This window comes from Sphingomonas sp. AP4-R1, assembly GCF_013113735.1.
Lineage (GTDB): Bacteria > Pseudomonadota > Alphaproteobacteria > Sphingomonadales > Sphingomonadaceae > Sphingomonas_I.
Genome location: NZ_CP053346.1, coordinates 4154629 through 4168626, shown reverse-complemented (window position 1 = coordinate 4168626; position 13998 = coordinate 4154629). Strand labels below are relative to the sequence as shown.

The window sequence follows — 13998 nt, the reverse complement described above, 5'->3', positions numbered from 1 at the left end:
CTCGTCCCATCGGATAGCGCGGGGGCGACCACCGATAACGCGTGCCGGGCTACATTCCCGGCCGGGACAGCCCCAGTTACGGACGCGCCGAGCGCGTGGTTGCGAGAAATATTAAGAAATGTGGGGCGGCATAGGCTGCGTCGCCCACGTCGGGTCGGGGGTGACAGGCGCGGCCGCTCAGCCCTTCGCGGGCTGGTCCAGCGACGCCTTGCGCAGCGCCTCGGCCAGCAGGCGGAATTCCTTCTCGCGCGGGCTGCCCGAGCGCCAGACGAGCGCGATGCGGCGCGAGGGGTGGCTGGCGTCCAGCGGGCGGGCGACGACGCGCGTATGATCGAGGATGCCCGCGTCCAGTGCCATCTTGGGCAGCATCGTGACGCCGAGGCCGTTATCGACCATCTGGACGAGCGTGTGGAGCGACGTGCCCATCATGCCCGCTTCGGCGCGCAGTTCGGGTCGGTTGCACGCGGCCAGCGCATGATCCTTCAGGCAATGCCCGTCTTCCAGCAGCAGGAGGCGATAGGGCTCGATCGCGTCGGCCGCGACCATCTCGCCCAATTGCATGCCCTGCGTTTCCGGAAAGGCCACGTAGAGGCGGTCGTCGAACAGATCGGCATGCTCGATGTCGCCGCAGGCATAAGGCAGAGCGAGGATCACGCAATCGACATGGCCGCGATGCAGCGATTCGCAGGCGGCGCCCGATGGCTCCTCGCGCAGAAACAGCTTCAGTTCGGGCCATTCGCTGCGGATCTTGCCCAGCACGCGCGGCAGCAGGAACGGCGCGATCGTGGGGATCACGCCCATGCGCAATTCGCCCGAAAGCGGCCGGTGCGCGGCCTTGGCCATCTCCGACAACTCCTCCGCCTCACGCAGCACGCGCTGGCCCTTCTCTGCGATGCGCAGGCCGAGGGGGGTGAAGCGGACGACGCGACGCGTGCGCTCGACGAGCATCACGCCGAGCAAGGATTCCAGCTCGCGCAGGCCCGCCGACAGCGTCGACTGGGTGACGAAGCAGGCATCGGCGGCGCGGCCGAAATGGCCGTGGTCGCGCAGGGCGATCAGATATTGGAGTTGCTTCAGCGTCGGCAGATAGGTGGCGGCCATCGGGGCTTATACTTCCTCGGGCGCGCGCGGGCGCCGCAACAGGGGTTCGCGATCGAGCTTCGCCATGTCCATGATCTTGGCGCGCAGCTGCGATCTCTTTTCGTGGATCGACGCGATCACCGGACCCACGGCGAGGCCGAGATCGCACAACACCGCTTCGGACAATTGCAGCGAGGATTCGATCGTCTCGGGGACGGCGTCGCTCGCGCCCGCGCTGTAGAGCGCGGCGGCGTGATTGGGATCGCGCGCGCGGGCGACGATCGTGAGGTCGGGATAGCGCTTCCGCAGCGTCTTGGTCAGGCGCACGCTCTGCGCGGGATCGTCCATCGTCAGGATGACGGCGCTCGCACGATCGAATTCCAGCCGCTCGATCATGCCGGGCCGGCCGACATCCCCGAAGGCGACATGATAGCCGCGCTGGCGCGCCTTGCGCACGGTATCCGGATCGGCATCCAGCCCGAGATAGGGCAGCTTGTGGCCGTCCATCATCTGCGCCACCAGCCGGCCGACGCGGCCGAAGCCGATGATGAGCGCGCGATAGCCGTCGCCGACATTCTCGTTGCCCGGATCCGGCTCGACCACCTGGACCCTGCGCGAGAGCATCCGGCCGAGCGCGGCGAGCAGGGGCGTGATCGTGAGCCCGATCGCGGTGACGATCTGCCAGAAGGCGGCGGTGGCGGGGCCGATCAGGCCCGCCGCGCTGGCCGTCGCCAGCACGATCAGGGTCGTCTCGCCGGGGGCGGCCATCATCAGGCCGATCTCCAGCGCCACGCCGCGCGGCGTGCCGCCCAGCTTCAGCAGCAGGCCCGTGACCGCGGCCTTGACCAGCACGACCATCGTCACCGCGATCAGCAGGGGCAGCCACTGATGCGCGACCGCGCCGAAATCGAGACTCATCCCCACGGTGATCAGGAAGATGCCGAGCGCGAGTCCCTTGAACGGCGCGGTGATATGCTCGACCTCGCCGTGATAATCGGTCTCGGCGATCAGGACGCCCGCCAGCAGCGCGCCCACGATCGGCGACAGGCCGACCGCGCTGGTGGCCACGCTGGCGAGGATCACCACCAGCAGGCTGGCGGCGAGCAGAACCTCCGGGCTCTTGGTGCGCGCGGCCTGCGCGAAGAAGCTGGATAGAGCGAACCGGCCGAGCACGAGCAGCACGACGATCACGACGGCGCCCATCGCCAGCGTGCGCCCGATCTCGGCGGCGGCGCTGTCGCCACCCGTATGCGGGGCCATCGCGCCGAGCGCGAAGATGATCGGCACGAGCGCCAGATCCTCGAACAGCAGCATGCCGAACGCGCGCTGGCCCACCGGGCCGCTGGTGCCCGCCATCGGCAGCACCAAGGCGGTGGACGAGAGCGCGAGCGCGAAGCCGAGGCCCAGCGCGCCCTGATGCGACATGCCGCTCGTCCAGAACAGGGCCGCCAGCAGCGCGCCGCAGCCGATCAGTTCGGCCGCGCCCAGCCCGAACACGCGCCGCCGCATCTGCCATAATCGCGCGAAGGACAGTTCCAGCCCGATCGAGAACAGCAGCAGGATGATGCCGAATTCGGCGTAAGGCTCGATCGAATGCGGATCGCTGATCGTGAGATGATAGAGCCACGGTGCCTGCTGCACGAACTGGCCCAGTCCGAACGGACCCACCGCCATGCCGACGAGGATGAAGCCGATCACCGGGCTGATCCGGAGCCGGGCGAAGGCCGGGATGACCACACCCGCCGCACCCAGCACGACCAGCGCGTCGCTGAAACCAACGGATTCGATCGGAAGCGCCATATCCACCCTTTTTGCCGGTCAAGCCGATAATGGCCAGTCCGGTATGTTCCATATGGGGCGGGAAGGGCGGGAAGGGACTCCCCGCGCGATGCTTTTTTACGCGCCGTTACGGGCCGGAAATGCCCGTCATGCGCCGAAAACAGGAACGGCGGCGGCCCGTGAGGACCGCCGCCGTCTGGATCAGCGGCAGCGCACCGCGCCGCCGCCCGATTGTGGGCAGATCAGACGTGACCGCCGGTCAGGCGGTCATCGCCTTTTCGAGATTCTGCACGATCGTCTCGAAGAACTGCTCGGTCGTCATCCAGGCCTGATCCGGGCCGACCAGCAGCGCCAGATCCTTGGTCATGCCGCCCTGCTCGACGGTCTCGATGCAGACGCGCTCCAGCGTCTCGGCGAACTTCACCACGTCGGGCGTGTCGTCGAACTTGCCGCGGAACTTCAGGCCGCCGGTCCAGGCGAAGATCGACGCGATCGGGTTGGTCGAGGTCGACTTGCCCTGCTGGTGCTGGCGATAGTGGCGCGTGACGGTGCCGTGCGCGGCTTCCGCCTCGATCGTCTTGCCGTCCGGCGACATCAGCACCGACGTCATCAGACCCAGCGAGCCGAAGCCCTGCGCGACCTGATCCGACTGCACGTCGCCATCATAGTTCTTGCAGGCCCAGACGAACTTGCCGCTCCACTTGAGCGCGGAGGCGACCATGTCGTCGATCAGGCGATGCTCATAGACGATGTTCGCAGCCTTGAACTTGTCCTTGAACTCGGCCTCGAACACCTCGGCGAACAGATCCTTGAAGCGGCCGTCATAGGCCTTAAGGATCGTGTTCTTGGTGGAGAGGTACACGGGCCAGCCGAGCGACAGGCCGTAGTTCATCGAGGCGCGGGCGAAATCGCGGATCGAATCGTCGAGGTTGTACATCGCCATCGCGACGCCGCCGCCGGGATAGTTGAAGACGTCCTTCTCGATCACGTCGCCATTCTCGCCGACCCACTTGATCGTGAGCTTGCCCTTGCCGGGCACGACGAAATCGGTGGCGCGATACTGATCGCCGAACGCGTGACGGCCGACGACGATCGGATCCGTCCAGCCCGGAATCAGCCGGGGGACGTTCTTGATCACGATCGGCTCACGGAACACGACGCCGCCCAGGATGTTGCGGATCGTGCCGTTCGGCGACTTCCACATTTCCTTGAGGCCGAATTCCTCGACGCGCGCCTCGTCCGGCGTGATCGTGGCGCACTTCACGCCGACGCCGTACTGCTTGATCGCATTGGCGCTGTCGATCGTGATCTGGTCGTTCGTCTCGTCGCGCTTCTCGACGGAGAGATCGTAATATTTCAGATCGATATCGAGATAGGGGAGGATCAGGCGCTCACGGATCCACTGCCAGATGATCCGCGTCATTTCATCGCCGTCAATCTCGACGACGGGAGTTTTAACCTTGATCTTCGCCATATCGCGCTTTTCCCAGCTGCTGAGAGGAGACTGGAGGCGCTCTAGGGCGGGGAAGGGCGGGTTTCAACCGCATGTGAACGGCCGCAAGCAATTGTCACGCGACCGGCCGGTCCGAGATCTCGATCGGCTCAGGCAAGGCCTGAGGCGTGAATCGAGATCTCATCTTGTGATGAGAGCCTGATTCACGATCGACGCGGAAGCGCTTGGCGCTTCCACCTCCATCGATCAGGCTCTAAGAGCGCCCGATGAGTTCACTGGACACCCGACCCGACACGACGCCCAGCGCGCAATGGCGCTGGCCCTCCGTTCACCCGGAAGGGCGCAAATTCGCGCTCATCGCCGCCGCGATCACATTGCTGGTCTTCTGGTTCGTCTCCGAGGGGCTGGGCTGGATCTGCACCGGCATCACCATCTGGGTGCTGGCCTTCTTTCGCGATCCGATCCGCAGCGTGCCGCAGGGCGCGGGACTGATCGTGGCGCCCGCCGACGGGCTGATCACGATGATCGAACGCGTGCCGCCGCCGCGCGAACTGGTGGGCGACGACGCTCTGTCCGGCGAGCCGCTGGTGCGCGTGTCGATCTTCATGAGCGTGTTCGACGTGCACATCAATCGCGCGCCGATCACGGGCACGATCGCGCGCGTCGTCTATATTTCCGGCAAGTTCCTGAATGCGAGCCTCGACAAGGCGAGCGAGGAGAATGAGCGCCAGCACTTCCTGGTGGAAGGCGCCGACGGCACGCGCATCGGCTTCACCCAGATTGCCGGCCTCGTCGCGCGGCGCATCGTGCCGTTCGTGAAGCCGGGCGATATCGTCGCGGTGGGGCAGCGCGTCGGCCTGATCCGCTTCGGCAGCCGCGTCGACGTCTATCTGCCGGCCGGCACCGCGCCCAAGGTGGCGCTCGGCCAGCGCTCGATCGCGGGCGAGACGATCCTCGGCAGGCTGGGAGACGGCGAGGGCGTCACCGGCGTCGCGCAATGAGGCGCCCGCTTGCCATGCGGCGCGCGCGGCTGATGCGGCGCGGGCTTCCGCTGCGCGCGATCCCGCCCAATGCGACGACCGCGCTGGCCTTGTGCTTCGGCCTGACCGGCGTGCGTTTCGCCATTTCGGGCGAGTGGGAGAAAGCGGTCGGCGTGATCATCATCGCCGGCGTGCTGGACGGGCTCGACGGCCGGATCGCGCGCCTGCTGAAAGGCGAGAGCCGCTTCGGCGCCGAACTTGATTCGCTGTCGGACGTGATCGCCTTCGGCGTGTCGCCCGCGATCATCCTCTATCTCTGGTCGCTCAGCTACGTACCCAAATATGGCTGGGTGATCGCGCTGACCCATGCGGTGTGCTGCGCGCTGCGCCTCGCGCGCTTCAATGCCCAGATCGACGCCGAGATGCAGCCGAGGCGTGCGGCCGGTTTCCTGACGGGTATTCCGGCGCCCGCCGGTGCCGCCATGGCGCTGCTGCCCCTGATTCTGTGGCTGACGACGGGAGAGGCGATCTTCCAGCGGACGTACGTGGTCGCGCCGTGGACGATCCTGTGCGCTTTGCTGATGATCTCGCAATTCGCCACATATGGCATGGGCTCGATCCGGATCCGCCAGGAATGGCGCCTGCCGGCCCTGTTGCTGATCGCTCTGGTCGGAACCTCGCTGATCACGGCCCCCTGGGCGACGCTCAGCGCGATGGTGATCCTGTATGCGGCCGCGATCCCGTTCGCGATCCGCAGCTATGCCCGCGTCAAAGCGCGACGCGGACCCGCGCGGGCGGCGCCAGCCGCATCGACGAACCCCGCCGCACACTGATCTCGCGGAAGCGCGGCGGCAGCGGCGCGAGCGGCTCACGCGGAACGGCGAAACCGAGCGCCATGCGGATCGCATCGCGCTCCTCGCTCAGCATGGTGATGATGACGCCGATCGCGATCGCGCCCACGAACAGCGAGATCAGCGTGGTAACTGCTTGCAGCATAAAGGTTACTCCTGCCCGTGCCCTGCTCCTCACGAACGCGGCGTTAACCGGGTCGGAGCGTCTTGGTTCCAATGTTCCTTAAACGTTCCGCCATGTCAAGCGATGTTCTTTCGATGTTCCGATTGGTTGGATCGCATCTGTTCCGCTGGAGGCGTTCGGCATCGGCGGCTCGGGCTTTCGGGGAGCGATTGCGCGCCGTCTGGTCGGGCCATGGATGCTGAAACGAAGTCAGCATGGCGGGTGGGGAGGGTGGTGGGCTACCGCCTTGCGGTTCACGGCCGATCGCTGTAAGGGCCCCGGCATTCCACATGCGCGGCACTCATACCGGTGCCGTTTCGGGCGTCTTTCAGGCGCGTGAAGGTTCCAGCCGCGCAGAGGTCCAACCGGGTAAGGAGAAATATCATGGCGGTTCCTACCGTCTCCATGCAGGCGCTGCTCGACGCGGGTGCGCATTTCGGTCACCAGACGCACCGCTGGAATCCGAAGATGAAGCCGTACATTTTCGGCGATCGCAACGGCATCCACATCATCGATCTTTCGCAGACCGTGCCGCTGATGGCGCGCGCTCTGGAGTTCATCTCGTCGACGGTCGCGGCCGGCGGCAAGGTGCTGTTCGTCGGCACCAAGCGCCAGGCGCAGGATCCGATCGCGGACGCCGCGCGCGCTTCGGGCCAGCATTTCGTCAACCACCGCTGGCTGGGCGGCATGCTCACCAACTGGAAGACCATCTCCGGTTCGATCAAGCGCTTCAAGGCGCTGGAAGAGCAGCTTTCGGGCGACACGCACGGCCTCACCAAGAAGGAAGTGCTGCAGCTCACCCGTGAGCGCGACAAGCTGGAGCTGTCGCTGGGCGGCATCAAGGACATGGGCGGCATCCCCGACATCATGTTCGTGATCGACGCGAACAAGGAAGAGCTGGCGATCAAGGAAGCCAACACGCTGGGCATCCCCGTCGTCGCGATCCTCGATTCGAACGTGTCGCCGGACGGCATCGCCTTCCCGGTGCCCGCCAATGACGACGCGAGCCGTGCGATCCGCCTCTATTGCGACGCGGTGGCCGCCGCTGCGACCCGCGGCAACGTGAGCAACCGTCGCGACAGCGGCGAGGACTTCGGCGCGTCCGAGGCTCCGCCGGTCGAAGAAGCGCTGGCGTAACAGAGATGACGCACGGACGGGGCTAAGGCCTCGCCCGGCGAATATCGGGCTCTCCTTCGGGGGAGCCCTTCCCATTGAAAGGATGGAGCTATGGCGGAAATCACCGCTGCTGCCGTGAAGGATCTGCGCGAGCGCTCGGGCGCCGGCATGATGGATTGCAAGAAGGCGCTGACCGAGAATGGCGGCGACATGGAAGCCGCCATCGATTGGCTGCGCACCAAGGGCCTTGCCACCGCCGCCAAGAAGTCGGGCCGCACCGCGGCCGAGGGCCTCGTCGGCGTCGCCGTCGAAGGCAAGACCGGTGCCGCCGTCGAGGTGAACTCCGAAACCGACTTCGTCGCGAAGAACGAGCAGTTCCAGGACTTCGTCCGCACCGTTTCCAGGCTGGCGCTCACCACGGGCAACAGCATCGAAGCGCTGGCCGCCGCCACCTATCCGGGCACCGACGGCACCGTGCAGGACAAGCTGACCTCGAACGTCGCCACGATCGGCGAGAATCAGCAGCTGCGTCGCGCGAAGATCGTGTCGGTGAACGAGGGCGCGGTCGTGTCCTACGTCCACAACGCGGCCGCTCCCGGCATCGGCAAGATCGGCGTGCTCGTCGCGCTCGAGGGTTCGGCTCCGGTCGAGAAGATCGAGGCGCTCGGCAAGTCGCTCGCGATGCACATCGCCGCCGCTTTCCCGCAGGCGCTGCATGAGGAAGGCCTCGACGAGGCCCTCGTCGAGCGCGAGCGCGCGATCGCGATGGAAAAGGCCGCCGAGAGCGGCAAGCCCGCCAACATCATCGAGAAGATGGTCGAGGGCGCGGTCGCCAAGTTCCGCAAGGAAAACGCGCTGATCAGCCAGATCTTCGTCATGGACAACAAGACGCAGATCAAGGACGTGATCGCACAGGCGGCGAAGGAAGCCGGCGGCTCGATCGCGCTGACGGATTATGTCCGCTTCCAGCTGGGCGAAGGCATCGAGAAGGAAGTCAGCGACTTCGCAGCCGAAGTCGCCGCCGCGTCCGGCGTCGCGCAGAAGGACGTCGCTCCGGCCAACTGATCCTTCGCGATCGGTTGCCGTTTCGGCGGAGAATCGGCCCCGTTCCTCCCGGGAGGAACGGGGCTTTTTCTTTGTGCGAAACGGCGCCGTCGCCCGATGAAAGCCGGTATCCACGCAGGCCGCCGGGCCAGCCATGGGGTGAACCGAAACATGGATCCCGACTTTCGTCGGGATGACCGGTGGGATGGTGACGCCGAAGACGTCATCTTCACCATTTCCAAGCCTTGGCACCGCGACGGAGCGCATCTAAGAGTGGCCGTCGTCTCCACCAGTATCGGACCCGTAACAGGCATGACGCAGCCGACCTTCAAACGCATCCTGCTGAAGCTTTCGGGCGAAGTGCTGATGGGCGAGGGCCAGTTGGCGATCGATCCCGTCACCACCGCGCGCGTCGCCGGCGAGATCGCCGCAGCGCGCGAGGCCGGGTTCGAGCTGTGCATCGTCGTCGGTGGCGGCAATATCTTCCGGGGCCTTTCGGCCGCCGCCAAGGGCATCGAGCGCGCGACCGCCGATTATATGGGCATGCTGGCGACCGTGATGAACGCGCTGGCCGTGCAGAATGCGCTGGAGCAGATCGGCGTCGATACGCGCGTCCAGTCGGCCATTCCGATGCAGACGGTGTGCGAGCCGTTCATCCGCCGCCGCGCCGAGCGCCATCTGGAAAAGGGCCGCGTCGTGATCTTCGCGGCCGGCGTCGGCAGCCCGTTCTTCACCACCGATACCGGCGCGGCGCTGCGCGCGGCCGAGATGAAGTGTGATGCCTTGTTCAAGGGCACGTCGGTGGACGGCGTCTATGATGCCGATCCGAAGAAGGTGGCGACGGCGAAGCGGTATGAAACGGTGACGTTCGATCGCGTGCTTTCGGACAATCTGAAGGTAATGGATGCGAGCGCGGTGGCGCTGTGTCGTGATAACAACATCCCGATCGTGGTGTTCAATATCCGCGAGCAGGGCAATCTTGCGACCGTGCTCGCAGGCAAAGGCACGGCAACGACCGTGCGGAACGAAGGAAACTAGGAAATGCCCGCCTACAACAAGGCCGATCTGGAGCGCCGCATGTCCGGCGCCGTCGACGCGCTCAAGCATGATCTGCAGGGCCTGCGCACCGGTCGCGCCTCGACCTCGCTGCTCGATACGATCACGGTCGAGGTCTATGGCAGCCATATGCCACTGAACCAGGTCGCGACCGTCACCACCCCCGAATCGCGGATGCTGGCGGTCCAGGTGTGGGACAAGTCGAACGTCGGCGTCGTCGACAAGGCGATCCGCTCGGCCAATCTCGGCCTGAACCCGATCGTCGACGGCCAGAATCTCCGCATCCCGATCCCCGATCTCACCGAGGAGCGCCGCAAGGAACTCGCCAAGCTCGCCGGCTCCTTCTCCGAAAAGGCGAAGATCGCGGTCCGCAACGTCCGTCGCGACGGCATGGACAATCTGAAGACCGACGAGAAGAAGGGCGACATCAGCGAGGACGAGCGCAAGCGCCTCGAAACCGAGGTGCAGAAGCTCACCGACGGCACCGTCGCCGACATCGATGCGGCGACCGCGTCCAAGGAAAAGGAAATCCTGGGCAAGTGAGCCCCGGCTCGGCCCATCCCGCCGCCATCCCCGCGGGGGGCATGGCAGGCCCGCGCCATGTCGCCATCATCATGGATGGCAACGGGCGCTGGGCGAAGCGGCGGCATCTGCCGCGCGTCGCCGGGCACCGCCAGGGGATGGAGGCGGTGCGCCGCACCATCCGCGCCGCCGGCGAGATCGGGTTGGAGGCGGTCACCCTCTACGCCTTCTCGTCGGAGAATTGGCGGCGTCCGGCGGACGAGATCAGCGATCTGATGGGGCTGCTGCGCCTCTATCTCCAGCGCGAGATCGACGAACTGGATCGCAACGGCGTGCGCCTGCGGCTGATCGGCGATTATCGCAGGTTCGCGCCCGATCTGGTGCAGCAGCTGGAGGCGGCCTGCGTGCGCACCGCGAGCAATAGCGGGCTCACCGTGGCGCTGGCACTCAATTATGGTGGGCAGGACGAAGTGGTGCGCGCGGCGCGTCGTCTGGCGGAAGCGGCGAAGGCCGGCACGCTGGATCCCGCCGCGATCGACATCGATCTGTTCGAGGAGTGCCTCGATACGGCCGGCCTGCCGCCGCTGGACCTGATGATCCGCACCTCGGGCGAGAGCCGCCTCTCCAATTTCCTGCTGTGGCAGGCGGCCTATGCCGAGCTTCTGTTCGTCGACACGCTGTGGCCCGATTTCGATCGTGCGGCGCTGGAGGATGCGCTGGCCGTGTTCGGCAAACGGGAGCGCCGCTTCGGCGGCCGCTGATCGCTTTATGGCGGGGGGTGGAGTCTCCGATCTCAAGACCCGCGCGCTGGCAGGCGGCGCCGCCGCCATCGTGGCGCTGGTGGCGCTGGTGGCGGGGGGCTGGCTGCTCTGGGCGTTCGTCACGATCGTGGCGATGATCGCGCTGGCGGAATGGAGCGGGCTGGCGGGGGCGGCCGCCGCGCGCGCGGCGATGGCGCTCGTGCTGTTCTTCGTCGCGCTGGTGATCGCATCGCCCGATTTCTGGGGCCCGACGCGCGATACGGTAGCGCTGCTCAGCGTCATGGCGATCGTGGTGGCGATGTTCGTGGGAAGCCCGCGCATCGGCTGGGGCCTGATCTATGCGGGTGCGCCTGCCATCGCTCTGCTGTCGCTGCGCGCGCTGCCGCAGGGCTTCGCACTGGCGCTGTGGACGGTGCTGATCGTGATCCTCACCGATACGGGCGCTTACTTCGCCGGCCGCGCGATCGGCGGGCCCAAGCTCTGGCCGAAGCTGAGCCCGAACAAGACCTGGTCCGGGCTGGGTGGCGGCATGGCGGCGGCCCTGGTGGGCGGTGCGGCGATCGCGCTGGCCTTCGCTCTGCCGGGCGCATGCCTGTGGCTGGGCGCGCCGCTGGCCATTGTCGCGCAGGCGGGCGACCTTTACGAGAGCGCGCTCAAGCGCAGGGCCGGCGTCAAGGATAGCGGCCGGGTGTTGCCCGGCCACGGTGGCATATTGGATCGGATCGACGGGCTGATTCCCGTCGCGTCGCTGGTGGCGATTTTGGTGGCTGGAGATTGGTTGTGACGGGTGAGATGCGTTCGGTAACGATCCTTGGTGCGACGGGATCGATCGGCGCCTCGACGCTCGATCTGATCGAGCGGGCGCCGGATCGTTTCCGCGTGCGGGGCCTGACGGCCGCGCGTAATGTCGATGCGCTGGCGGATGCCGCACGGCGGACCCGCGCCGAGCGCGCCGTGATCCTCGATCCGGCGCTCTATGGCGAGCTGAAGGAAGCGCTGTCCGGCAGCGGCGTGGAAGCGGCGGCGGGCGAGGAGGCGATCGTCGAGGCGGCCGCGATGGGCGCCGACTGGACGATGGCGGCGATCGTCGGCACGGCGGGGCTGCGCCCGGTGATGGCGGCGCTGGAGCAGGGCGCCACCGTGGCGCTCGCCAACAAGGAATCGCTCGTCTCGGCCGGTGCGCTGATGACGCGTACCGCCGCCGACACCGGCGCGACCCTGCTGCCGGTGGACAGCGAGCATAATGCCGTTTTCCAATGCTATCCGCATGGTTCCGCCGAACGCGTGCGGAAGATCATCCTCACCGCCAGCGGCGGCCCGTTCCGGGGCCTGACCCGCGAGCAGATGGCGGGGATGACGCCCGCGCAGGCGGTGAAGCATCCCAATTGGTCGATGGGCGCGAAGATCTCGGTCGACAGCGCCACGCTGATGAACAAGGGGCTCGAACTGATCGAGGCCTACCACCTGTTCCCGGTCGGCGCGGACAAGCTGGACGTTCTCGTCCATCCCCAATCGGTGGTCCACTCGATGGTGGAATATGTCGATGGATCGGTGCTGGCGCAGCTCGGCACGCCCGACATGCGGACGCCGATCGCGCACACGCTCGCCTGGCCGGAGCGGATGGAGACGCCGTGCCCGCGCCTCGATCTGGCCGCCGTCGGCCGGCTGGATTTCGAAGCGCCCGATTTCGATCGCTTCCCCGCGCTCGGCCTCGCGCTGGACGCGATGCGCGAGGGTGGGGCCGCCCCCGCCATCCTGAACGCGGCGAACGAGATCGCGGTGGCCGCCTTCCTGGAAGGGCGGATCGGATTTCTCGATATCGCCTTAATCGTCGGGAAAGTGCGTTCGGATTATACGGCGGCTCAGCCGGCCTCGATCGCGGATGTTCTCGCGATCGATGCCGAGGCGCGCATTCGCGCGTCGCAGAGTGTGGAGTTGCTTGCCCGATGACCGCGATACCGAACATCCTGCTCGCTCTGTTCGGTTTCGTCGTCGTCATCGGACCGCTCGTCTTCCTGCACGAGCTGGGCCATTATTTCGTCGGGCGCTGGTTCGGCGTCCATGCCGAAACCTTCTCGATCGGCATGGGCAAGGAACTGACCGGCTGGACCGACAAGCGCGGCACGCGCTGGCGCGTCTCGGCGCTGCCGCTGGGCGGCTATGTGAAGTTTGCGGGTGACATGGGCCCGGCCGGCCGCACCGATCCGGCCTGGCTGCGCCTGCCTGCGGCCGAGAAGGCCCGCACCTTTCAGGGCAAGCCGCTGTGGCAGCGCTTCCTGATCGTGCTGGCCGGGCCGCTCACCAATTTCCTCATCGCCATCGCGATCTTCGCGGGCTTCTTCACCCTCTATGGCGTGCCGCAGACGCCGGCCGTGATTTCCGGCGTCGTCGCCCAATCGGCGGCGGAGAAGGCCGGGATCAAGCCGGGTGACCGGATCGTCGCGATCGACGGCCGGGCCATCTCGCGCTTCGAGGATCTGGCCATCTATGTTTCGGTGCGTCCGGGCGCACCGATGGCGCTGGATGTCGAACGCGGCGGCCGCCATATTGCGCTGTCCGCGACGCCTTCGGTGCGCGAAATCAAGGACGACCTCGGCAATCCGCAGCGCATGGGGCTGCTGGGCGTGACGCCGGGCCGCGAAATCTATCAGCGGATGGGGCCTGCGGGCATCATCGGCGCGGCCGTGCATGAAACGGTGCAGACCGTGCGGACGATGGTCGATGTGATCGGACAGATCATCACCGGCGCGCGGCCGGCCAAGGAACTGGGCGGCCCGATCCAGATCGCACGCTATTCCGGTGAAACGGTATCCTTCGGGGTTGTCGCGATCATCCACTTCATGGCGTTGATCTCGATAAATCTCGGGTTCATCAATCTCTTGCCAATTCCTATGCTCGACGGTGGGCATCTGCTCTTCTACGTGATCGAGGGGATCAGCCGGCGGCCGCTGCCAGAACGGGCCCACGATTGGGCGTTTCGTTCAGGTTTGGCGATGCTGCTGGGCTTCATGGTGTTCGTGACGATCAATGATCTCGGCTCGCTTGGTCTCTGGCGGACGCTTGCTGGCTTGATCGGCTGATCGGGATGGGGCAGGGCGGTGCGCCGGAAATTGGGGCCCGGCACTGCTATCGGATTTAAGGGCGGACGGGTGAAGTTTCAGAACAAGACGGGTGCACGTTACGCTTCGGCCTT

At 66.5% G+C, this 13998-nt stretch carries 14 protein-coding genes; 10 read left to right on the top strand and 4 right to left on the bottom strand.

Annotation, left to right across the window (positions count from 1 at the left end; translation table 11 throughout):
* Positions 1-177 precede the first annotated feature (177 nt).
* The 3 genes from HL653_RS19025 to HL653_RS19015 all read right to left on the bottom strand — a co-directional run bounded on the left by HL653_RS19025 (position 178) and on the right by HL653_RS19015 (position 4333).
* Positions 178-1101: a hydrogen peroxide-inducible genes activator gene (locus tag HL653_RS19025; protein WP_171745902.1), complete on the bottom strand. Its 924-nt coding sequence runs from the start codon at positions 1099-1101 to the stop codon at positions 178-180.
* 6 nt (positions 1102-1107) lie between these two features.
* On the bottom strand, positions 1108-2880 hold the full coding sequence (locus HL653_RS19020) for a cation:proton antiporter (protein ID WP_171745901.1): 1773 nt from the start codon (positions 2878-2880) through the stop codon (positions 1108-1110).
* 238 nt (positions 2881-3118) lie between these two features.
* Complete coding sequence (locus HL653_RS19015) at positions 3119-4333, bottom strand: NADP-dependent isocitrate dehydrogenase (RefSeq protein WP_171745900.1); 1215 nt, start codon at positions 4331-4333, stop codon at positions 3119-3121.
* 245 nt (positions 4334-4578) lie between these two features.
* Between HL653_RS19015 and HL653_RS19010 the strand changes: the two genes are divergently transcribed.
* Positions 4579-5313, top strand: coding sequence for a phosphatidylserine decarboxylase (locus HL653_RS19010; RefSeq protein WP_171745899.1), 735 nt, complete (start codon positions 4579-4581; stop codon positions 5311-5313).
* Positions 5310-6125, top strand: a complete 816-nt coding sequence (locus HL653_RS19005; RefSeq protein ID WP_253717092.1) for a phosphatidylcholine/phosphatidylserine synthase — start codon at positions 5310-5312, stop codon at positions 6123-6125. Before HL653_RS19010 ends, HL653_RS19005 begins: the two co-directional genes overlap by 4 nt.
* Here the strand turns inward: HL653_RS19005 and HL653_RS19000 are convergent.
* A complete protein-coding gene (locus tag HL653_RS19000; protein WP_171745898.1) occupies positions 6061-6288 on the bottom strand; it encodes a hypothetical protein in 228 nt (75 codons plus the stop codon). The genes HL653_RS19005 and HL653_RS19000 overlap by 65 nt on opposite strands.
* A gap of 402 nt (positions 6289-6690) precedes the next feature.
* Between HL653_RS19000 and rpsB the strand changes: the two genes are divergently transcribed.
* From rpsB to rseP, 8 genes are all read left to right on the top strand, one after another.
* Positions 6691-7443 carry a 30S ribosomal protein S2 gene (gene rpsB, locus HL653_RS18995; RefSeq protein WP_171745897.1) on the top strand — a complete coding sequence of 251 codons (753 nt, stop codon included), beginning with the start codon at positions 6691-6693 and terminating at the stop codon, positions 7441-7443.
* Between the two features lie 90 nt (positions 7444-7533).
* Positions 7534-8487: a translation elongation factor Ts gene (gene tsf, locus HL653_RS18990; RefSeq protein ID WP_171745896.1), complete on the top strand. Its 954-nt coding sequence runs from the start codon at positions 7534-7536 to the stop codon at positions 8485-8487.
* A gap of 291 nt (positions 8488-8778) precedes the next feature.
* Complete coding sequence (pyrH, locus tag HL653_RS18985) at positions 8779-9504, top strand: UMP kinase (protein ID WP_171745895.1); 726 nt, start codon at positions 8779-8781, stop codon at positions 9502-9504.
* Positions 9505-9507: 3 nt separating this feature from the next.
* Complete coding sequence (gene frr, locus HL653_RS18980; protein ID WP_171745894.1) at positions 9508-10065, top strand: ribosome recycling factor; 558 nt, start codon at positions 9508-9510, stop codon at positions 10063-10065.
* A gap of 41 nt (positions 10066-10106) precedes the next feature.
* Complete coding sequence (locus HL653_RS18975) at positions 10107-10805, top strand: isoprenyl transferase (protein WP_171747114.1); 699 nt, start codon at positions 10107-10109, stop codon at positions 10803-10805.
* A gap of 7 nt (positions 10806-10812) precedes the next feature.
* On the top strand, positions 10813-11589 hold the full coding sequence (locus tag HL653_RS18970) for a phosphatidate cytidylyltransferase (protein WP_171745893.1): 777 nt from the start codon (positions 10813-10815) through the stop codon (positions 11587-11589).
* Positions 11590-11597: 8 nt separating this feature from the next.
* Positions 11598-12755, top strand: coding sequence for a 1-deoxy-D-xylulose-5-phosphate reductoisomerase (locus tag HL653_RS18965; RefSeq protein WP_171747113.1), 1158 nt, complete (start codon positions 11598-11600; stop codon positions 12753-12755).
* Complete coding sequence (gene rseP, locus HL653_RS18960; protein WP_171745892.1) at positions 12752-13885, top strand: RIP metalloprotease RseP; 1134 nt, start codon at positions 12752-12754, stop codon at positions 13883-13885. The genes HL653_RS18965 and rseP overlap by 4 nt, the downstream gene beginning before the upstream one ends.
* The last annotated feature ends 113 nt before the right edge of the window (positions 13886-13998 follow it).